The sequence below is a fragment of the Deltaproteobacteria bacterium genome, from assembly GCA_019308905.1.
Classification (GTDB): Bacteria; Desulfobacterota; BSN033; order WVXP01; family WVXP01; genus JAFDHF01.
On record JAFDHF010000001.1, the window covers coordinates 66,561 to 85,954 of the forward strand.

At 57.4% G+C, this 19,394-nt stretch carries 20 protein-coding genes and 1 pseudogene; 9 read left to right on the forward strand and 12 right to left on the reverse strand.

Features of this window, described 5'->3' with window-relative positions; translation table 11 throughout:
* Window positions 1–4: 4 nt before the first annotated feature.
* From JRJ26_00295 to JRJ26_00305, 3 genes are read right to left on the reverse strand one after another with little or no spacing between them, the layout of a single operon-like run.
* A complete protein-coding gene (locus tag JRJ26_00295; GenBank protein ID MBW2055915.1) occupies window positions 5–796 on the reverse strand; it encodes a glucose 1-dehydrogenase in 792 nt (263 codons plus the stop codon).
* On the reverse strand, window positions 789–2,111 hold the full coding sequence (locus JRJ26_00300; protein MBW2055916.1) for an aspartate aminotransferase family protein: 1,323 nt from the start codon (window positions 2,109–2,111) through the stop codon (window positions 789–791). Before JRJ26_00300 ends, JRJ26_00295 begins: the two co-directional genes overlap by 8 nt.
* Window positions 2,101–3,273 carry a hypothetical protein gene (locus tag JRJ26_00305; GenBank protein MBW2055917.1) on the reverse strand — a complete coding sequence of 391 codons (1,173 nt, stop codon included), beginning with the start codon at window positions 3,271–3,273 and terminating at the stop codon, window positions 2,101–2,103. The genes JRJ26_00300 and JRJ26_00305 overlap by 11 nt, the downstream gene beginning before the upstream one ends.
* 387 nt (window positions 3,274–3,660) lie before the next feature.
* Between JRJ26_00305 and JRJ26_00310 the strand changes: the two genes are divergently transcribed.
* Together JRJ26_00310 and JRJ26_00315 are read left to right on the forward strand one after the other, a co-directional pair.
* Window positions 3,661–4,443: a PAS domain-containing protein gene (locus JRJ26_00310; protein ID MBW2055918.1), complete on the forward strand. Its 783-nt coding sequence runs from the start codon at window positions 3,661–3,663 to the stop codon at window positions 4,441–4,443.
* Window positions 4,444–4,957: 514 nt separating this feature from the next.
* Window positions 4,958–5,347 carry a response regulator gene (locus tag JRJ26_00315; protein ID MBW2055919.1) on the forward strand — a complete coding sequence of 130 codons (390 nt, stop codon included), beginning with the start codon at window positions 4,958–4,960 and terminating at the stop codon, window positions 5,345–5,347.
* Window positions 5,348–5,393: 46 nt separating this feature from the next.
* Here JRJ26_00315 and JRJ26_00320 read toward each other — a convergent pair whose 3' ends face one another.
* The gene (locus tag JRJ26_00320; GenBank protein MBW2055920.1) at window positions 5,394–5,828 is read right to left on the reverse strand and encodes a hypothetical protein; all 435 of its coding nucleotides are present in this window, start codon (window positions 5,826–5,828) and stop codon (window positions 5,394–5,396) included.
* 55 nt (window positions 5,829–5,883) lie between these two features.
* On the reverse strand, window positions 5,884–7,146 hold the full coding sequence (locus JRJ26_00325; GenBank protein MBW2055921.1) for a saccharopine dehydrogenase NADP-binding domain-containing protein: 1,263 nt from the start codon (window positions 7,144–7,146) through the stop codon (window positions 5,884–5,886).
* A 254-nt stretch (window positions 7,147–7,400) separates the two neighbouring features.
* On the opposite strand from JRJ26_00325, the gene JRJ26_00330 reads away from it, so the two are divergent.
* Window positions 7,401–8,417 carry a radical SAM protein gene (locus JRJ26_00330; GenBank protein ID MBW2055922.1) on the forward strand — a complete coding sequence of 339 codons (1,017 nt, stop codon included), beginning with the start codon at window positions 7,401–7,403 and terminating at the stop codon, window positions 8,415–8,417.
* A gap of 150 nt (window positions 8,418–8,567) precedes the next feature.
* A complete protein-coding gene (locus JRJ26_00335; protein ID MBW2055923.1) occupies window positions 8,568–9,314 on the forward strand; it encodes a Sir2 family NAD-dependent protein deacetylase in 747 nt (248 codons plus the stop codon).
* Window positions 9,315–9,463: 149 nt separating this feature from the next.
* On the opposite strand, the gene JRJ26_00340 is transcribed toward JRJ26_00335, so the two are convergent.
* From JRJ26_00340 to JRJ26_00350, 3 genes are read right to left on the reverse strand one after another with little or no spacing between them, the layout of a single operon-like run.
* Window positions 9,464–9,784, reverse strand: coding sequence for a hypothetical protein (locus tag JRJ26_00340; protein MBW2055924.1), 321 nt, complete (start codon window positions 9,782–9,784; stop codon window positions 9,464–9,466).
* A 3-nt stretch (window positions 9,785–9,787) separates the two neighbouring features.
* Complete coding sequence (locus JRJ26_00345) at window positions 9,788–9,970, reverse strand: hypothetical protein (GenBank protein ID MBW2055925.1); 183 nt, start codon at window positions 9,968–9,970, stop codon at window positions 9,788–9,790.
* Window positions 9,967–10,986, reverse strand: a complete 1,020-nt coding sequence (locus JRJ26_00350; GenBank protein ID MBW2055926.1) for a radical SAM protein — start codon at window positions 10,984–10,986, stop codon at window positions 9,967–9,969. The genes JRJ26_00345 and JRJ26_00350 overlap by 4 nt, the downstream gene beginning before the upstream one ends.
* Window positions 10,987–11,222: 236 nt before the next feature.
* Here JRJ26_00350 and JRJ26_00355 point away from each other — a divergent pair, with 236 nt between their 5' ends.
* The gene (locus tag JRJ26_00355) at window positions 11,223–12,047 is read left to right on the forward strand and encodes a hypothetical protein (protein MBW2055927.1); all 825 of its coding nucleotides are present in this window, start codon (window positions 11,223–11,225) and stop codon (window positions 12,045–12,047) included.
* A 137-nt stretch (window positions 12,048–12,184) separates the two neighbouring features.
* Entirely contained in the window at window positions 12,185–12,913 is a 729-nt protein-coding gene (locus JRJ26_00360; protein ID MBW2055928.1) for a DUF72 domain-containing protein, read from the forward strand.
* 3 nt (window positions 12,914–12,916) lie between these two features.
* Here JRJ26_00360 and JRJ26_00365 read toward each other — a convergent pair whose 3' ends face one another.
* From JRJ26_00365 to JRJ26_00375, 3 genes and pseudogenes are all read right to left on the reverse strand, one after another.
* Window positions 12,917–13,543, reverse strand: a complete 627-nt coding sequence (locus JRJ26_00365) for a DNA-3-methyladenine glycosylase (protein ID MBW2055929.1) — start codon at window positions 13,541–13,543, stop codon at window positions 12,917–12,919.
* A 72-nt stretch (window positions 13,544–13,615) separates the two neighbouring features.
* Window positions 13,616–14,781, reverse strand: a pseudogene (locus JRJ26_00370) (4Fe-4S binding protein).
* A 5-nt stretch (window positions 14,782–14,786) separates the two neighbouring features.
* On the reverse strand, window positions 14,787–15,446 hold the full coding sequence (locus JRJ26_00375) for a class I SAM-dependent methyltransferase (GenBank protein ID MBW2055930.1): 660 nt from the start codon (window positions 15,444–15,446) through the stop codon (window positions 14,787–14,789).
* A gap of 325 nt (window positions 15,447–15,771) precedes the next feature.
* On the opposite strand from JRJ26_00375, the gene JRJ26_00380 reads away from it, so the two are divergent.
* The 3 genes from JRJ26_00380 (at window position 15,772) to JRJ26_00390 (ending at window position 18,484) form a co-directional block, all read left to right on the forward strand.
* Window positions 15,772–16,686, forward strand: a complete 915-nt coding sequence (locus tag JRJ26_00380) for a M28 family peptidase (protein MBW2055931.1) — start codon at window positions 15,772–15,774, stop codon at window positions 16,684–16,686.
* A gap of 57 nt (window positions 16,687–16,743) precedes the next feature.
* The gene (locus JRJ26_00385) at window positions 16,744–17,889 is read left to right on the forward strand and encodes a DUF362 domain-containing protein (GenBank protein ID MBW2055932.1); all 1,146 of its coding nucleotides are present in this window, start codon (window positions 16,744–16,746) and stop codon (window positions 17,887–17,889) included.
* A 211-nt stretch (window positions 17,890–18,100) separates the two neighbouring features.
* A complete protein-coding gene (locus tag JRJ26_00390; protein MBW2055933.1) occupies window positions 18,101–18,484 on the forward strand; it encodes a pyridoxamine 5'-phosphate oxidase family protein in 384 nt (127 codons plus the stop codon).
* A 116-nt stretch (window positions 18,485–18,600) separates the two neighbouring features.
* On the opposite strand, the gene JRJ26_00395 is transcribed toward JRJ26_00390, so the two are convergent.
* Complete coding sequence (locus JRJ26_00395; protein MBW2055934.1) at window positions 18,601–19,362, reverse strand: TIGR01457 family HAD-type hydrolase; 762 nt, start codon at window positions 19,360–19,362, stop codon at window positions 18,601–18,603.
* Between the last annotated feature and the right edge of the window lie 32 nt (window positions 19,363–19,394).

Genomic DNA, 19,394 nt, shown 5'->3' on the forward strand with positions numbered 1-19,394 from the left:
CTCCCTAGCCTGCCAGCCCCCCACCGTCCACTACCAGGCAGGTCCCGGTGACAAAGGAAGAGGCATCACTGGCAAGATACAGAACCGCCTGGGCGATCTCCTCAGGCCTCCCGATCCGCCCCAAGGGTCTATCGGCCGCCTCCTCCAGGAAGGAAGCAAGGGGGCGGCCCAGCTGTTCAGCCTCATGACGGAGCATCGACGTGTCCGTGTCGCCTGGACAGACGCAGTTGACCCGGATTCCCTCCTTTCCGTGGTCGAGGGACATCGCCTTGGTGAGCAGGACCACGGCTCCCTTGGAGGCACAATAGGCCGCTGCCCTTCGTCCGCCCACGAGCCCCCAACCAGAGGCGATATTGACAATCACTCCGCCTCCGGCTTCGGCCATGAGGGGGATGGCAAACTTGGAAAGGAGGAACACAGACTTGACGTTGACCGCCATGGTTCTGTCCCACTCGGCTTCCTCGGTCTCTGTAACGGAAGCCCGCCGAATAATCCCGGCACAGTTGACAAGAATCTCCACTCTGCCCAGCTCCTGAAGAGTCGTCTCCAACGCTCTCCGGCAATCCTCCGCCCGGGTAGTATCGCACTGAATACCCACGGCGCGCCCACCCTGCTCGTTAATAGACTGTGCAACGGCAAGAGCACCCCTGCCGTCCAGATCCGCCACAGACAGAACAGCCCCCTCCCTGGCAAAGAGCAGCGCCGTGGCCTGCCCGATACCAGAGGCGCCCCCCGTGACAAGGGCTGCTTTCCCCTTGAGAAGGCCCCTGGCCGGAATCGGTTCGACACTATCCATCGTTCACAACCTCCCTGACCGCCTCGAGGGTGAACTCCACGTCCTCTTCCCGGTGTGCCACTGTCGCAACCGAATGAAGAGCCGCAGAAGGGCTCATGTACACGCCGTGTCTGAAAAGGGCCAGGACGAATTTCTGGTATTTCCCGCGGTCCACGGAACCACAGAACTGGCGATAATCCCTCACGGCCTCCTCTCCGGTAAACATGATCTGAAACATGGGTCCCACCCCTTGTACGATGGCACTGATACGTTTCCCCCGAAATATCTCCCTCAACCCGGAACAGAGGCGATCCCCGATCATCCAGGTGTGACGAAAGGCGGCGCCTCCGTCTCGGGTGAGCTCCCTGAGACAAGCCCTGGCGGCGTACAGTCCCACACGCGAGGCGTTCTGGGTACCATAGTGGAGCACTCCCCCCCAGGCGAGAGCTTCCATGATCTCCGCGCGGCCCACAAGAGCAGCCACAGGGAGGCCCGCCCCTAGGGCCTTGCCGAAGGTGGAGATGTCTGGGACGATACCGTAATACTCCTGACACCCGCCTGGAGCGATGCGGAAACCCGTAACCGTCTCATCGAGGATGAGCAGTATCCTGTTCTCCCGGGTCAAATCCCGCAGCCCCTGGAGGTAACCAGGCTCAGGAGGTATGACCCCCATGTTTCCCATGATTCCCTCGGTGATGACAGCGGCAATCTGCCCCCGGTAAGTCTCCATGGCTCGCTCCACGGATTCGAGATCATTCCACGGGACGACCACCGTGTCCTCGAGAGCGTGGCGGTTGAGGCCCGAACTCTCGGCGATCTTGATGGGATCGTTCCGGTGGCCCAGGGAGACCACCGGATGGGGATGGGCGTTGACCAGGAAGTCGTCATACCAGCCATGGTAATGCCCCTCGAACTTGATGAACTTCGGCCTTCCCGTGTAACCCCTGGCCAGTCTGACAGCGGCCATTGCCGCCTCGGTTCCCGTATTGGCAAACCGCACCCGTTCCGCACTCGGAACCAGCCGCTGGATCATCTCGGCCACCTCGATTTCTATCTCGGTGGCAGCGGCAAAAAGGGTCCCTCCCGAAGCCGCCTCTTTCACCGCTTCGACAACCGAGGGGTGGGCGTGGCCCAAAGGCAGGGCGCCATACGCCATCATCCAGTCGATGTACCGGTTTGAATCCACATCGTAGATAGACGCACCCCGCCCTTCCCGGATAAAAAGAGGGTAATCCCCGTAGTTGGCAGGTCCCCGCGAAGGAGAACTTCCCCCTTCGATCAGGACCCCTAAGGCCCGGTCGTATAGAGCCCCCGACCTATCGGTGCTAAAAGACATGACCTGCACCTCCGGAAAGTTGAAGATCGACGCCGTAACTCCCCGCGTACTCCCGGAATCTGGCTATCAGCTCTAAAGCCCTCTCTTCAGCCTCCTGGGGCCGGAGGACCCGGCAATCATAGCCGAGTTCGGTTCGCAGGATCTGCACCGCCTCGGGACAGAAAACAACGGTCCCGTCATCCTCGATTCTCTCAATCCCGTCGAACCGGTGGGATCTTTCGTTTATGGCTACTGCTTCCTCCAGCCCTATCCCCTCTATGGGCGCGATTTCCACCCCCTCACGGCTCACGAGAACAGGGTACCCTCCGGGCAACCCCCCGGGCCCGGGCACGTGGAGTTCCTTTCTATCCTGAGAAAGTAATGCCCTGACAAGGGACATTGTGCAGCCTGCGGTAAGGGAGTGGATCGCACGGCCCGGCGGTACTGGATAAGGAGCCAGCAGCAGTTCCTCGGCCCGAATCTGTTCGGTCACGTCCCGTCCGTCCACTTCGACACGCAGGAAGTGAGGCGGAACCTCTTTGAAGGCCTCTCCGAAAGCTGCTGGTTGCAATGCATGGTGTGCTACCAGGATCACGTGCACCGACTCGAGCGGCTCTTCGAGTCGCTCAGAGGCAAGCAGCCGCACCTTGGACACGATCTCCTCTACGTTGCCCAGACCACAGGTGGGCGCAAGACCCAGACGGCCCATGACACAGTTGACCACATCCGGGAAAGGCGCAGTCAGGATTATCCCCCCATAGGCCATCTCCTGCAAGGCCTCCATGAACTTCATGGTGAGGGTCATGTGGACCGGCAGCCAGACGCCGAATCCCGCACTCTTGATTCGGGCAGCCTGCTCGGGCGGCAGAAGATCGGGTAGCCACCAGGTCTGCATGGTAGCTGTGAGTAGAATGATCTGGGGTGCCTCTCTTCGTACGGTCCTGACTACGGCCTTCCTATCATTGATGTCGAGAGGGGTGAAGCAGATCGGAATGGAATGACCCTCAGCCAGAGCGCTCAATCGGGCAAGGTTGCAGCGAGCAATGCCCCGGGTGCTGTTTCGGCTGGCCACCACGATTCGCCCGAATCCTTCCTCCCCGGCGAGGCGATCCAACACGACCCCTCCCAAGTCGCCGAGACCCACAAGGAGAATCGTCGGCCTCATTGTTGTGAGTCTCCCCATGTGACGACCCCTCCGGTTCTCCCTACCGTCGGCCAGTCGAATACCCTACCGCCCCCTTTGTCCCTCAGGGCCGCTCTGGCCCTCAGACGGGCTTGACGAGACTAAGTAGTATACCTTCTGAGCCGGTCTTTCAAGATTCCTCTATTGGCCAGGCACGCCCATTGCCGGGAGGTGAGGAAGCGCCTGAGAGGCAAGGTGAGCCGGAGGCGTTGACAAGGGAGTCGCTTTTTGTAAATATGACTTGAATTGCAGTCGCTGAGGGCCTATGGGACATACCTTGCATCTTTCCGTCTCGGAAAGGGATCGCCCTGAGGCTCGGGGCGTATCGTGGAGGCTGGTTGCCCGGCACTTGGATCCCCTTTTCCCGCATGCACAGAGGTTCCCCTGATGGGCAGAAAACTCACTTACAAAGAACTGGAACAAAGGGTGAAGGAACTGGAAAGAGAACTCCTTGAGCGTCGGCAGGCAGAGGAGGCGATGCTCGAGACACAGGAGAGGTTCCGCGCTGTCGCAGATTTTACGTTCGACTGGGAGTACTGGATCTCCCCGGAAGGAACCTATGTTTACGTTTCGCCGTCGTGTGAGCGGATAACCGGTTATAGCCCAGAGGAGTTTCAGAAAGACCCGGATCTGCTTCAGGCGATCACACACCCCCAGGATCGTGCTGCGGTCTCGAAACACCTGCAAGAGGAGTTGAAGAGCCGGGGCATCCTGTCCCTGGACTTTCGCATTATCCACCGGAGCGGCCAGGAGAGATGGATAGCCCATGTCTGCCAGCAGGTTTTCGCTACCAACGGAGACCTCCTTGGCAGGCGAGCAAGCAACCGGGATATCACAAAGCGTAAACAGGCAGAAGAGGCGCTGCGCCAGACTCACGATGAACTATACAGACTCAGCCAGGAACTGGAGAAGAAGGTTCAGGAGAGGACCGAGGAGTTGCAGGAGAAGAGCAGACAACTGGTCGAAGTGGAAAAGCTCGCAGCCCTCGGCAAGATGGCAAACAGGGTGGCCCATGACCTGAGGAATCCGCTCACCATCATCGGCGGTTTTGCCCGGAGGATGTATGAAAAGACACCTGACGACCACCCGAACAAACGGTATCTCAGGATAATCGTGAAGGAGACTTCCATACTCGAAAACCGGATCTCAGAAATCGTGGACTCCAACTGAGAACCGGACAGGCGATCTCATACGGGTTTTCCGAGTGATTTTTTGTCTCTTCCCCCGGAACACGCAGGGCAGAGAGTTGCAGGGAAGGATACACAAAATGTCTGATTGTCCGGGACGGAAAGACAAGGGAGCTGAAGAGGCGTGTCAGAGGGGGCGTCTGACCCCAGCCGAATGGAACGGACAAGGGTGTGCTCATGTCAAAGAGAGAAACAATCGTAAGGTTAACAACTTGCATGAATCTTTGATCGAAACGTCGGGAAACTCGAGACATTCCAAGATCGAAGGGCCGGTGGCCGGGACAGGTGTTCCCGGGTTTGGCACAAACCTTGCTAGATCACCTTTGGAGTATTTGGCGGCTCAGGAGATCAGAGGATCTCTGAGTCTCCCCTTCCGTGCGCCCGGGATATCGAATCAGAGGGGGGAGAAGCCTGCGACCCAGCAGGACGGTTTTTCACCACCTGGAGGGGCCAGACCAGCCCTATCCGACAGATCACCACCAGAGAGGAAGACCCCCATGCCCAACACACGGGTCCTCATCGTCGATGATGAAAGAGGCATTCGGGACGTGCTGAGGGAGTTCTTCGAGGGAGAAGGCTTCGAGGTATTCGAGGCGGCCGACGGGGCAGATGCCTTGGAGCTCGCCAGAAGAGAGCACTTCGATGTAGTCCTGACAGACCTGAAGATGCCGGGGTTGGACGGCCTCCAGACCCTCAAGGAGATCAGGCATCTTCTCCCGGACACAGCCGCCCTTATCCTTACGGGTTATCCCTCAACGGAGAGCGCCGTCACGGCCTTGGAAATGGGATGCGACGGCTATCTGAACAAACCCGTCGACCTCAGCCTTCTCAAGTATATGACTCTCCGGGGGCTCATCTACCGAAAATGGGAAAGGAAAACAAACTGAACCTTACCGCCAGAATTCAGTCCCCGCGGGTCACTCCGCTCCATGATCAGCACAGCCTGAATCTCACCCTCAACAACCCGCCGTCAAAACTCGAGGAGGTGATCCTGAACCTCCCGACCTCGCCCGTCGATTCGACATGAGGTCCGATGCACGGGCAGGCATCATAGTCACCCATCTTTACTATCCTGACCCTGCCGCCGACCTCTTCCGGCAACCGCCCGAGATCATACCGCTTCTCGGCCTCCTCGACAGACATCCACTCCACGCTCACCGGAAGATCGGCCTCGATCACCCGGTTGACCCGCCTCTCGAGCTCCTCTATCTCCGCATCCGCGAGAGGTCGGTCAAAGGGGTAGTCGCATTTTGACTTCTTTTTTTCGATATGGGTGGTCACAGGACGCCCGCAACCGAAGAGTCTGCCCATGGTTTGGGTCAGGATGTGCTCTGCCGAGTGCATTCTCGGATCGATCTCCTTCTTCACTGCACAACCGCTCCTCATCTGAGGGGATCGTCCCTCAGAAACCGCAGGCGACCAATCATGTAACGGTCACGTTCCTCGAACAGAGCTCATGAAACCTCACAGGCCCACCCATCCTGGCCATCCTCTTCAGGAAGTTCCCCGCATCAAGGCATTCGGCCGCGATTACTCCCTTTTCGGCCTCCCCATCCATACACATCTTGGCTCCAACAACGGCGGGCAGGGCAACACCGATCAGGGTGGTTCCGAATCTCCTGTAAACCTCCATCCTCTCTTCCACTTGAGGAAAGCAGAAGGGGCAGGTTATCGTGTAGTTCAGCCTCTCTCCTGACACCAAGCCCGCCACATCGGTAACCATGAAGCTCGCCGATTCAAGCGGACGTCTGACAACCTCTTCATTTTCTGCAAGAAATGCGTTTACAGGCTGGCGGACCAATTTAAGCAAAACGTCTCGTGGCACCACCCTCACGCCTCCCACCTCGATGGCTTCCGGGTCTCCGAACCCCATCTTGACAAGAGCCCCGGCGATGGGATCGACGGCATACTTGAAGTCGCAGTATCGGATCCCCTTACCTATGAAATGGGGAAGCGTTATCGGTTCCTGATGTTGATGATAGGAAATCATAACCCGGCCGACCGGATCCGGGAAGTCGTACTCTTCGCAACCGTCAAAGAGAGGGTGTTTTCTGTACTCCCCGTCTTCGAATATGGTCGGTTCAACCGCATATCCCCAGAGCGCCCGGAAGGGTGACCATGTGGGTTCCCAAGGTCGGACGACCTCGCGAGAGCCCTTGAGGGACTTCGTACAGAGCCGAATGCGAATCTCCTCCACGCGATTCAGCCTGTCACAGACATACCTGGCAAGCACGTTGACCATCCCCGGAGACTTCCCGCACCCCACAAGAGCCGTCAGCCCCGCCTTCTTGAACTCTCCATCCAGCTCAAGGGGTCTGTTCTCTATTATCTGCGACAGGATATTATCCCTGGCCCTTATGTCCAGTAGGACGGGTTCGCCAAAGGACGTGTCCACGTAATGACATCCGGAGGCCAGGGCACCCTTCATTATGTTCGAGTTGAAGGCCGTGAGGGTCAAATTTATGATAGCCTTCGCCCCCTCAGCAGCTCTTTGCACGTCCTCGATACTGCTCGCGTCGAGCCTGACTGCCCTGATCTTTTCACTCCCGATCTTCTCCCTCACCCTGTTAGCCAGATCGAGATCTATATCACCCAAAACCACCTCGGATACGTCTCCGTCCCTGGCCAGGATCGAGGCACAAGGCCCGCCCTGGGCCCCAGCTCCTATAATGAGTACCTTCTTCATCGACTATCGCCTCCTCTCGCTCGGCCCTGTAGGATTTTGAAACTATATCATACCAGAGGCTAATCAAAAAACAAGCCCACAAGGGGGGCAGCCCGCATTTGAAAAATGGCTCGACCTTGGATATAAAAGAGATGAACCCAGCGGTAGGGACACCCTCGCCCCCCAAGAAAAGGATATCCAGGGGGGACGGGTCTCTATTTCTCTCGTGAAGGGACTCGTTGAATTCTGGCCACTGGACGGGGGAAGCGGGCCTGATGCAAATCCCGGACTTTCTCAAGGAACTGGCTGCCTGTGAGCTCTGCGAACACAGATGCAGGGTCAACCGGCTGGCAGGAGAGAAAGGCGTCTGCCGGGTAGACATGCCAGTCGTTGCTTCGGCCACTTTGCATCCTGCCCCGCCTGAAAGCTACACTGTCTTCATGGCCGGGTGCAATTACAAGTGCCTGAACTGCCAGAACTGTACCATCTCCCAATACCCGGACAACGGTTCGATTCAGCGCGGCTACATCGATCCCCGGGAACTGGCCAGGGAGTGCATAGACAGACTCCGCTCTCTTTCGGCCAAGGTGATGGGCGCTGACCGAATCTTCTTTTCAGGAGGGGAACCGACCCTCCACCTCCCCTATCTCGAAAGGGTTGTGAAAGAGGCGAGAAGAATAGAGCCGGAAACCAAAGTGAATTTCGATACCAACGGCTATATGACCGAGGCCAGTTTGAAGAGAGTGCTCGATTTTGCCACCTCAATCACTTACGATCTCAAGGCCTATGACGATGAGCTTCACCTCGCCCTCACGGGGGCATCCAGTCACCCCGTCTTGAGGAACGCCGAATATATCGGAAGATATGCAAAAGACAAGCTCTGGGAGTATCGTATCCTCGTCATACCCAGGGTCAACGAAGGCCAGATAGAGCCCCTCGTAAGATTCGTAGCCGATATCGATCGATCTTTGCCTGTCTGTTTTCTGGCATTCAGGCCGAATTTCGTGCTGGACCGCCATCCCGGGGCAGGGAGGAATCTCATGGACGACTGTGTCAGGATCGCTGGGGATGCCGGCCTTAAGCACGCGTACTGGGCCGGACTGACCGACGTTCCGGGAACCGTTGCCGAAACCGAACCGAGGGCCAGAGAGAAGTACACATCGGATGAGGCGCGACTTGCAGGGCCCTACGCCTCCCGTTCGGGCTGCCGTACACATCCCAGAGGGTGTTCCGTCTGTCCGGCCAACCAGGCCTGCGAACTCAAGAGATACGTACCCAAGAGGCAGACATAGTCACCCTGGAAGATCGGAGGAGTCTCCGGATCTTTGGGAAAATTGGGGGTCTCATCAGGAGATCGATCTCGCCCGGAGGGACGGGACTTCCCCGATTGAGACGGCCGGGTCCAGAAGACCGAAATCAGAACGACCGGGAGAAAGCATGCTATGGATACTCAAATCATCAGAGGTACCGCCCTGATAGGAGAAGCCCGGAGGATCCTGGTCTTCTCAGGAGCCGGGCTCAGTACCGAATCCGGCATTCCGGACTTTAGAAGCCCCGGGGGAGTCTGGAGCAGATACGATCCCGCGGACTTCTATTTTGATAGAATCATATCCGACGAAGGCGCCAGGACGAGATACTGGCAGATGAGCACCGAGGCTTACCAGACCATGAAGAAGGCCGCACCCAACCGGGGCCATCTGGCCGTCAAAACACTGGAAGACAGGGGAAAACTGCTCGCCATCGTGACCCAGAACATCGACTCCCTGCACCACAAGGCCGGAAACTCTCCGGAGAAAATCATCGAACTCCACGGAACCGCCTTCTCGGTCTCCTGTCTCAGTTGCGGGAAGAAGTACGACAGGGATGAGATCGAAGAGCGGATCAGGTCAGGAGTGAGAGTACCTTACTGCGACGACTGCTCAGGCATCCTTAAACCCGATACAATATCTTTCGGTCAGCCCATGCCCGAGCAAAAAATGGCCCAGGCCCTCAGGTATGCGGAGCAGTGTGATCTCTGCATGGTACTGGGTTCATCCCTCGTGGTCTATCCCGCTGCATCCATACCGGTCCACGCCGTCGAGAAGGGGGCGAAACTGATGATTATCAACCGAGACAAGACTCCCCTCGATTCACTTGCAGAAGTCGTCGTTCATGAATCGGTCTCCAAAGCCCTCGAGGCGATGATCTAAGTCCGGGTGAGACCGGTCCGAGACCGCCGGCTCAGAGCCGGTCCATGGGCAGTGTCTCCGGTCTCTGCATGAGGAACGAAAAGGCCTCTTTCGGACCGGGATCCCCACAGATAAGGCAAATAGAGTGGAAAGTAAGACTCGGGCAAGAATCACACGAAGATATCGATAAGGGGACAGATCTCCACGGTGGTGCGGCCGAACCAGAGAGTCTCAATCTCTTTCGGGGAGAGAAGAAAATCCTTTCCCACGGGCTCCCACCGGGGATCTCCGGCAGAAACCGCCAGGCAATCCTGCTCCACCTGCAGGTTCTTGGAGAATCCGGAAACCCTGCTTCTCTCGCCAGAGGCATAGGCCCTGGCAGGGCTTCTCCGGATGGCCCGACCCCTGGGAGAGACAAGAGTCGTCCCCCTTTCCCCATGGAAAGGCTGCCTCACCGGAAGGAGAGGATAGAGGGTTTTTCCTATCTTCACGTACTACCCATACAACGATCCTTTAAGAATGTCAATTCTTTTTCTGGGAAGTTCTCCCATTTTCCGAAACACCTGTCGCGAAGTGTTTTGATTTCTAACGAATTTCTCTATCCTCAGGGAAAGAGCTCCTTTTGCTTTCCTCCCGAGCTCGCGGGGGATCCGGCCGAAGAAGACCTTTTCCCTCAACCCTCCCTCCCGGCCCTTGTGGCGGGAAAGGGGTCTGTTTCTCGAAAATCCGGTAGAAACGGCAGGCTCTCCCCTTCCCCATCGGGGTATTGTACAAACAGATTTCTGAAGCCGAGTTCCAGGGCGTAGTCGAGGACCATGTCGAACTCTTTGCCCGTCACCCTTCGATTGAGGGGAGAGCCGGAAGGGAACCGACGGACCGGAGCATACTGGCTCATAAGGCTCAAGGGCAAGTCTCTGCCAAACTCCAAGAAGAGCATCTTCAGCACTTCCAGGGAATTCTCAACGTATCCCGGTAGAATGAGGTGGCGTACGAGAACGCCTTTTCCGGCTGTTGAAAGGATACTCTCTCCCTGGGACCAGGTTGCGAGATTCTCATCCGATCCGGAGAAGGTATCGAGGAACCCTTTCTGCCGCACCATCTCCGAGAGGGCCTCCAGAGCAACCGCAGGATAGTCGGCACACCGGGCCAGGGATTGGGCCAGAGCACTCTCCCCGTATTTGAAGTCGGCCAGGTAGATATCGCTGGCTGACTCGATCATCCTCAGAGATTCCAAGCTTTGATAGCCTGAAAGGTTATGGACCACCGGTATGCGAACACCTCTTTCCTGCAGGAGATTGGCGATCTCCATGGTATGAGGGAAAAAGTGGTCAGATGTCACGTAGTTTACATTGTGGATACCGCTCTCCTCATACAACTCGACCAGCCGATCCGCCACCTCCTGCACGGACCAGACCCTGCCCACGCCCTCCCTTGATATCTGATGGTTCTGGCAAAAGAGGCAGCCCAGGGAACAGCCGGCAAAAAAGACCGCACCAGAGCCCCTTTTACCGCTGATTGGCGGTTCCTCCCCATGGTGTGCCACAATCGCGGCGATCCTCATGTGGGCTCCCTCCCCGCAGAATCCCTTCTGGCCCGAGGTCCTATCTATCCCGCACTGGCGCGGGCAGAGCCTGCAGGCCTTGTAACAGGAGAAGATCTCCCCTTCCGGAGACTCGAAACGTGACAGAACCACAACCTTTTCCCCTCGGAGAAAATGATGCTGGAGACATGAAATACGTCAAAAGGCCGTTCCCCGTCTCCCTCCCCGGCCTCACGGAAACCGGAGGTCTCCTGGGAGCTCCTTTGATGGCCTTTTTGAACTATACCACAAAAGCTGGAAGACGACCCGTGGGGCCGGAGGAGACCGATCGGCTTGGTATGGTTCTTGCTTAATTGCTCCCTCTGATATCGCAGTCAAAAGGGGATACAGTGGCCCCAGCGGACGTGGAAGATCACAAAGCAGCGGGTCAGGTGCCACTCGACCAGGAATTGGCCTCACTCATCGTCGAGAGAGCACCTGCCCTGGCCGTTTCGGTGCTCGAGGGATGTTTTCGGTCTCTTATCGCCAGCATGCCGAGTGCACTCAGAGGGCTCGCTCTGGGAGCTCTCATGGGAACCGGCCTGGCCTATGTCTACAATGCCCTGCCGTCCTGTACCGGTGTTCACGGGTCCGACACTCTGATCATGGGAGCCACAAGGATCTACCCTTACCTGATCGGGGTGAACGCCGCGGGCGGGGCCGCCATAGCTCTATGGATGGGTTTGAAAACCCGGCTGAGAAGGTCGATTCTCAAGGATCGCATCCTTTCCGACCTGCTCGGTTCGGTAGCCGACCGGATGTACGTATTTCTCGGCACCAACAAGCCTTCCAGGGATGAACAGTATCAACTCCTGGCAGGGATCCAAGCCAGAATCGAGAAGGCAAGACCAGACCTCACAGGGACGATAGAGCACATGACCTCAGGCAGATCCCACCTGTGCCGAATGACCTCGAGGTTCTCCTTGAGGATCCTCGACATGGCCTCTCGTATCCCTGAAATGATCCTGCTCAACATCTCCCTCGCACCCGGTCAAGGACCTCCCGCCGCCAGTCAGGCCAGGCAAAGGGCCCTGTCCAGCCTGGAGAAAACCGTTGAGGGAGCCTTCGACTCGGCTCTTGCGAACTCCATTGCAATAAACGCCGGGGTTATGGCGATTCTTGAGGCCCTACCCTTCTTCCTCCTTATCTCTTCCTTTCTTACAGACAGGCTCTAACCCCCGGTCTGATGAGAGTGACGTTTCACAGGGGTTGTGCTATATTCAATCATACCCTCACGGGGGATACCCTCAGGTCCCTCTCCCGCCACGGTGCCGCCTTGTGGCGAGGGGGGCCTAGAAACGGCTCGGACTCCATGGGGAAAAGAGACGGAATCAAGGTCGGCTGCTGCGGTTTCGTCGTTTCACAGCAAAAGTACTTTCAACTCTTCAAGCTGATCGAGATCCAGAACACCTTCTACCAACTCCCCGAGCTCAGGACCGCCCAGAGGTGGCGTGACTCGGCACCACCGGGATTTGAGTTCACCATGAAGGCCTGGCAGCTGATCACTCACCAGTCAAGTAGCCCCACATACAGGCGCCTGAGAATCAAAATCGACCCGTCGAGGTCAGGAAACTACGGGCGGTTCCAACCTACGGCAGAGGTGCTCGAGGCCTGGGACAAAACCGGCCTTTTCGCCAGGACGCTGGGAGCCTCCGTCATGCTGTTCCAGTGTCCCGCAAGCTTTGGCCCTACTCGTGACAACCTCTCCAATATGCGTCGTTTTTTCGGTCTCATAGACCGGCGGGGACTCCGCTTTGCCTGGGAGCCGCGCGGCTTCTGGCCGGAAGGACTTATCGCCGAGCTCTGCGAGGAGTTGGACCTGGTCCACTGCGTCGACCCCTTCAAGAACACGCCCCAGTCCGGAGACTTCCAGTACTTCCGGCTTCACGGCATCACGGGTTTCGGCTACCGTTACTCGGATCACGATTTGGTGCGGCTCAAGGGATGGGCTGAAAGGAGACCGACCTACCTCCTCTTCAATAACAACTCCATGAGGGATGATGCCCTGCGGATGATGAAGCTGACTGCTGCAAAGGGATAGGGGTCAGGTACCGGGTCTGCTCCGGCCGCTTCTTTCAGGACCGACAAAGCGGCTGCCCGGGATGAAAAACCTCCATTCCAGATCGCGTGCTCTGGAGATCCCGATCCGGCGGCTTCTTTGGATCCGTTGGGGTTCAATCCCGTCGAGGATCTTCAGCCTCCGTCCCACAGGTTCTCCGAACAAATCCATCCCGATACCAAAGGCCTGGCAGAGTCTTCCAGGGCCGTTTGTAAGGTGATAGCGGTCTCTTGTCTTTCTCCGAAGTTCCATCATCTCGATGCCCTCGAGGGGTTCAACGGCCCTGACGAGTACCGCACCGGCACCGTCTGCCTCGGTTGTGAAGTTCAGGCAGACATGGATGCCGTAGGCGAGATACACGTAAATCGAGCCATAGGTCTCCCTGAGAAGCCGTGTCCTCTTTGATCTCACCCTGCTGTGCGAGGCCGGATCATCCCGATACGCCTCTGTCTCCACGATGATACCCGTACAGCCCCTGTACTCGATCTTCTTTCCCAGGAGATCCTGGGCGACAAGGAGGGTGTTCCTTCCGAAGAAACCGATGCCTATCTCTCCGGACCCTCTTGCCGGGCCTCCACCCCGCGCAACAGGGGCCCTAGATCTGTTTTTCATGGCTCGGACCTTTACAGTTCTGCAGGATGCCAGGCCTCTGCCGCCGACAGCCGCCCCGGTGGACCAGAGGGCTCAGGGCCAAGGCTTTGCCGTGGATCTCACAGGACGCTTGCCCATGAGGCTTAACTTGTACATCCTGATCGTTTCCGGGGATACCACCCTGTCATCGGGGCCTAGAAATAAAGAGGGCATCAAAGGGACATTGGACTATACATGCGCCGCATTGAACGCACCTATCCGCTCCCGGTGTCGTCGCAATGTGACGCCTCCGGTCAAGGAGATAGCAATTCCTGGGGGCAGACCTCCTCGCAGAGCCCGGCACCCCTGCATCTTTCCGGGTCAAGGATCACCCTCGCCCTGCCCTCTTCGTGCAACCCGCTCTTGTAGACCGGAGTACTCCCTTTTAGGTCGAGACTCAACACGACAAGGACGGTGAACGATGCAACAGCCCAGCGGAGGACCAAGCCCCAGGCGGCATCGCCGGACACGACCGCATAGACGAGAAGGGCTGCCACAAAAAGGCCCCACAGGACCAGTTGCAGCCCCCAGATTCCAAAATCAAAGAAGATCACGCCCAGCCTTTTACCCCCGGAATCCAGCAGCCGGCCATACAAGGGAAAAGACAGGAAGATTACCAGCGACAAGCCCCAGATTAAAGAGACAAGACAGGGAACCGCTTCTCTCCAAAAGGGGAGCACGATCAGGGAGGAGACCGCGGAGATGGGAAATGCCCAGGCAACAGCCATCTCCAGCCGCTGCTTCCAGGGAAAATCAGTCTCTCGCATTTCCCGGGTTTTGGAGAAACCCCTCTCAACAAAGGCCGGGATATCTGCGGCATAGACCGGGCCCCAGGTAACCCTCCATCCGGTCCTCTTCTCCACGACCCTCGCCTCCACACCGGCCGCGGCAAGTTGCGGCAGTATGACCCTTCTGTGATCCACCAGTGCCTCGATTCCGCTGGTCTTGAGAACCGAAATCACCCCGTGGTTGGTGAGGTGCCCCCCCGCGGCAGAACACCATACGTTGATCCCCTTGCTATCTGCAACAAGGAGATAGGCGTTTATCCCTTTCAGAGCTCTTCTGACTCTGACAAAGGTGAGATGGTAATTCCCTGTGACAAAGACCGGGGAATCCCTGCCCGGGTCTCCTATCCTGACAAGGCCTGTCTTGCAGGGAAAGGGCGATACCCTCAACAGAGTTTCTGCCACGTTCACAGCCGCATAGCCGAGGCCGTTCAATGTCTTTACCTCACAGGTTTCCTTGCGACCACTTCCATGAAACTCTCCAATCCATTGGATCTCACCGAGACTATCTCCAAACCTGCAAATCCTACTTTCTCAGGGAGGTTGTTGAGAGGCCTTGGCATCCCATGGGCCGAAAGATAGGCCGGAACCACAAAGGGAAGCCTTATCAGCCAGTTGAGGATCCTCTTTGAGCAGATCGTGGCTCTTGTCTCGTCCGCGACGAGCAGAAGTCCCCCTGGCTTCAGGATTCTTTCAACTTCTTTCAGCGTAAAGGCGATCTCTTCCCCGGTGAATTCGGAAAGACAGAGGCCGCTCATGACAATATCATAGAAACCGGTTCCTTCCCTTCCAAGCTCGGCCACACCCATCTGGCAGAGCTCCACATTCTCCGAAAGCTCGGATTCCTCTACCCGCCTCGCTGCAATTTCCAACATCCCGGGGCTTGTATCGATCCCCTTCACCTTTGCTCCTTTGCAGGCGGCTCTGATCGTCAGGGCTCCTGTCCCACAGCCGAGATCAAGCACCCTCTGCCCCTCCCCTATCCAGGATGACAGACGATCGTAGGTCCTCTCCAGCCTCCCCAGGGTAAGAGCACGCACACCCCTGTCGTACCAGCCGGGAGTGGATTCGAGGATCTTCATCCACAGATAAGTGCTCATCACAGACTCCCGGAAATCCACAACGCCGGATTGCCTCACAGGCCCCTGCTCCCTCCGGGAGACCCCCTCAGGCATGGCGTCTCAAACAAACCGGTGCAAAAGGCTTCCCACTGGAACGACCCCTCCGGTTCCCTCTCCTTTTACTGGAAACGAGTATAGGACGACCCCCTTCCCCTGTCAAACCTTATGCCCCGGAAAGCCCTTCAGCCTGAGACTCTCGCCCCCCATCACCGATTGGTTCACTTTCCCTCATCCTGCTTGACATCCGGGTGGGCTTCCAGATATGTATTTCACCAGGAGAAAAGAAGTGCTTGTCAAGCTACGGATGCCGGGCGAGAGCTATCAGGGATCCGTGCCGCCCCTCACGGACGCCGAAACAAGACTCCGCGATGCCCTCCGGCGCCATGTAGAGACCCTGGCAGGTGATATCGGCGAGCGCAACGCCATGCTCTACGCGAACCTCGCTGCCGCGGCCGATTTTCTCGAAACCTCGGTTTCGGAGATGGGCTACCGTGTCCGGTTGGAGGGTTACGATGTAGGAAAAATGAGGTGCAAGAACATCGAGGTGGAAATTCAGGGAAGGGACCGGCCCGAGGAGATTGTTGTTGTTGGAGCCCACTATGACTCCGTAAGTGGCTCGCCCGGTGCAAACGATAATGCGACCGGCGCCGCCGCTGTGCTTGAGTTATGCCGCCTTTTCAGGGGCAAGACGATTTCACGGACCCTCCGCCTGGTCGAGTTCGTGAACGAGGAGCCCCCCTTTTTCAGGTCTCATGAGATGGGAAGCCTGGTCTACGCGAGACACTGCCGCAAGCGTGGTGAAAAGATCGTCGCCATGCTGAGCCTCGAGACCATAGGCTACTATTCCGACGAAAAGGGAAGCCAGAACTATCCCGCACCCCTCGGGTTGGTCTATCCGTCTACGGGGAACTTCGTCGCCTTTGTTGGAAACACTTCGTCAAGAAGACTCGTCTGCCAGGTGGTGGCCTCCTTTCGATCCCATGCGCAGTATCCTTCAGAGGGTGGGGCGCTGCCAGGCTTCATTCCGGGGATAGGCTCATCGGACCACTGGGCCTTCTGGCAGCAAGGATACCAGGCGGTAATGGTGACAGACACTGCTCCTTTCCGCTACCCCTATTACCACAGCCCCTATGACACTCCTGACAGGGTGAGATACGACCAGATGGCCAGGGTGGTAGCCGGTTTGGAGGGAGTCGTCCTTGATCTGGTAAAGAGATAGAACCGGAATCGACAAGGGGCTCAAGGTGAGAACCCATATGGAGATTGGGAGGACACGGTGAAGGCCGGAGTTTCCATTCTGCGTACCGCGAGTTCACCAGATCTGGAAGCGGTCTGTGAGGATTTGCACCGGGGCTTGGAACCGCTCGGGGGGCTTGAGCCTTTCGCACCCAAGGGCTCGATGGTGCTTTTGAAACCGAACATAGGGGTGGCGGCAACACCCGAGGAGGGGAGGAACACAGATCCCAGAGTCATCGAGGCAATGATAATCCTGCTCCGAGAAGTCGGTGTAGGGGAGATTATCATCGGAGAGTCCTCGGTTGTGGGCACAGACACGCTCGAAGCATTTCGCGCAGCAGGGGTAGACAGGATTGCACGGCAGTATGGCATACCGCTGGTCGACCTGAAAAGACACGGGATCGTGACCAGGGAGGTCCCGGATCCGCTGATCCTGCCCTCAATACGGCTCAGTTCCATAATCGACGAGGTCGATCTGATCCTTGACCTTCCCAAGCTCAAGACGATTTTTGCCGTACCCATAAGCATCGGAATGAAGAATCTGAAAGGCCTTCTGCCGGACGCTGAAAAGAAGCGTTTCCATCATACGGACTTGAGCAAGGCCATCGTCGACCTGAACAAGGTGGTCAGGCCCCGGCTTACTGTCGTGGACGGCATCATCTCAAGCGAACTCTACGAGCCGAGAGAGACGAATATCCTGATCGCAGGCGGTGATGTGTTAGCCGTGGATGCGGTCGCTTCGAGCGTCATCGGTCTGGATCCCCATGAAATAGAGTACTTGCGCCTGGCAGGCAGGGCCGATCTCGGAGCCCTGGATCTCGAAAGAATCGATATCCTGGGGGAGTCCTTGTCCGAAAGCCGCCTGAACCTGAAGCTCGCCCCGGATCGAACCGAAGGGTTTGCCGGTCTCTATCCAGAGGTGGAAATCGTCGACGGCCAACCCTGTTCAGGGTGCGTGGCGAGCCTCTATCTAAGCCTCAAGAGGGCCAAAGAAAGGGGGCTCCTGGAGAGACTCCCGGATCTAAAGTTGGCTCTGGGCTCAAAGATAGGCGGCCTTCCACCCGGGGAAAGAGTTCTCTGCCTGGGAAACTGCACCAAGAAACTCAAGGGCAAGTATTTCCTCCCCGGGTGCCCTTTCATGGCCATGGAGTTCTGTGACCTCCTGGAAAGGGGGCTCAGGAAATAGTCAAGATCGAAGGAGGGGCAGCCCGGTATTTTCCCCGGCTCTGAAGAACTCCCTTTGGCCCGGGCGGCATTGGGGAACACGACACTTCAGGAGGCAATGCACCAGGCAATCCGCTCGACCTGCCCTGCTCACGCTCCATATCCCCGTGACAGGGAGAGGCTCGGTACGGGTGGGATCGAAAAGGAGGCGCTTCATGGAGAGAAAGGAACTAATGGAATTGTTCAACCGGTGGCCGAGGATCGGGACGCTCAGCACGGCCGACAAGACCGGCGATGTAAACGTTGCAGTGTCCGGTTCACCCAGGATGACCGATGAGAACACAGTGGTCATGGGGATCGGCCAGAACCGGACTTTCAGAAACCTCCAGAGAAATCCCAAGGCCGTTTTCATCGTCATGGAACCGGGTCAGACCGTTATGGACTGGAAGGGAGCAAGGGTCTACCTCGAGGCTGTGGATATGGAAACGAGCGGCCCTTTCTACAGGAAGATAAAACACGATATTGCAACGGCCGCAGGCCAGCAGGCCGCCGAGATGATCCATGCGGCGATTCGTTTCAGGATAACCGGGGTGAGGCCCATTGTGGACAGAGGCTGAGGCGGGGGCCGCAGCTGCCGGAGGATTCTCCATCTCCTCGCCCTCTCCCGGCAGTCGATGATAGCAGGAAGAAGGGAGCTGGCCACCTTCCCAGGAGCCGTGCGAGAGGGGATTGCTCATATGGTGTCGAACAGTTCCTCGAGTTCTCTGTAATCCTCCACAACCCAGGTGGGTTTGTCTGTGGCCCGTCTCAGATCCTCCCTGGAGGAGACGCCGGTAAGAATGAGAATCGTACGAATTCCGGCGTTCTTGCCGGCCTTGATGTCACTCTTCAGGTTGTCCCCGATAATGACCACTTCTTGCCTGGACAGACCTAGACGTTCCAGGGCCATATCGATGATGATGGTCTCGGGTTTCCCCACGTACACGGGATGAGCATCCGAGGCAGCGGCAATGGCCGCCACGATTGCACCGGTCCCTGGCGAAGGGCCGCTGTCGGTGTAAAGAACCCTATCCGCATTGGTAGCCACAAACCTGGCTCCGTTCCGAATCAGCCGGCTTGCCTTCTCCATCTTTTCATAGGTAATATGGCGATCAAGACTCACCACGACGTAATCGGGCGCCTCCTCCGTAATCTCCAATTCACCGCGGACGATGGCTTCGTGCAGGCCCTCTTCGCCGATGTAGAAGACGCGGCCCTCCTTCAGGTATTCAACCGTTGCCTGGGCGGATGTCACAATATCTCCAGGCTCGCAAGGTATCCCGCAGTCCTGGAGATGTGAGGCTATCTGGCGTGGTGTCCTATTGGACCTGTTCGTGACGAAGAGGTATCTCCGCCCTTCTCTTTTGAGGCGAAATATGAACTCCGGAGCACCTGGAATCACCTCGCTCCCACAGTAGACCGTCCCGTCAAGATCGAGAAAAACACCCTTAATCATCTGCCGTTTCCCTTTTTGATTCACGAATGCTT

Coding starts and splice junctions, on each gene's coding strand:
- JRJ26_00295 (MBW2055915.1), bottom strand. CDS start 796: ATGGATAGTGTCGAACCGATTCCGGCCAGGGGCCTTCTCAAGGGGAAA.
- JRJ26_00300 (MBW2055916.1), bottom strand. CDS start 2,111: ATGTCTTTTAGCACCGATAGGTCGGGGGCTCTATACGACCGGGCCTTA.
- JRJ26_00305 (MBW2055917.1), bottom strand. CDS start 3,273: ATGGGGAGACTCACAACAATGAGGCCGACGATTCTCCTTGTGGGTCTC.
- JRJ26_00310 (MBW2055918.1), top strand. CDS start 3,661: ATGGGCAGAAAACTCACTTACAAAGAACTGGAACAAAGGGTGAAGGAA.
- JRJ26_00315 (MBW2055919.1), top strand. CDS start 4,958: ATGCCCAACACACGGGTCCTCATCGTCGATGATGAAAGAGGCATTCGG.
- JRJ26_00325 (MBW2055921.1), bottom strand. CDS start 7,146: ATGAAGAAGGTACTCATTATAGGAGCTGGGGCCCAGGGCGGGCCTTGT.
- JRJ26_00330 (MBW2055922.1), top strand. CDS start 7,401: ATGCAAATCCCGGACTTTCTCAAGGAACTGGCTGCCTGTGAGCTCTGC.
- JRJ26_00335 (MBW2055923.1), top strand. CDS start 8,568: ATGGATACTCAAATCATCAGAGGTACCGCCCTGATAGGAGAAGCCCGG.
- JRJ26_00360 (MBW2055928.1), top strand. CDS start 12,185: ATGGGGAAAAGAGACGGAATCAAGGTCGGCTGCTGCGGTTTCGTCGTT.
- JRJ26_00365 (MBW2055929.1), bottom strand. CDS start 13,543: ATGAAAAACAGATCTAGGGCCCCTGTTGCGCGGGGTGGAGGCCCGGCA.
- JRJ26_00375 (MBW2055930.1), bottom strand. CDS start 15,446: ATGAGCACTTATCTGTGGATGAAGATCCTCGAATCCACTCCCGGCTGG.
- JRJ26_00380 (MBW2055931.1), top strand. CDS start 15,772: ATGCCGGGCGAGAGCTATCAGGGATCCGTGCCGCCCCTCACGGACGCC.
- JRJ26_00390 (MBW2055933.1), top strand. CDS start 18,101: ATGGAATTGTTCAACCGGTGGCCGAGGATCGGGACGCTCAGCACGGCC.
- JRJ26_00395 (MBW2055934.1), bottom strand. CDS start 19,362: ATGATTAAGGGTGTTTTTCTCGATCTTGACGGGACGGTCTACTGTGGG.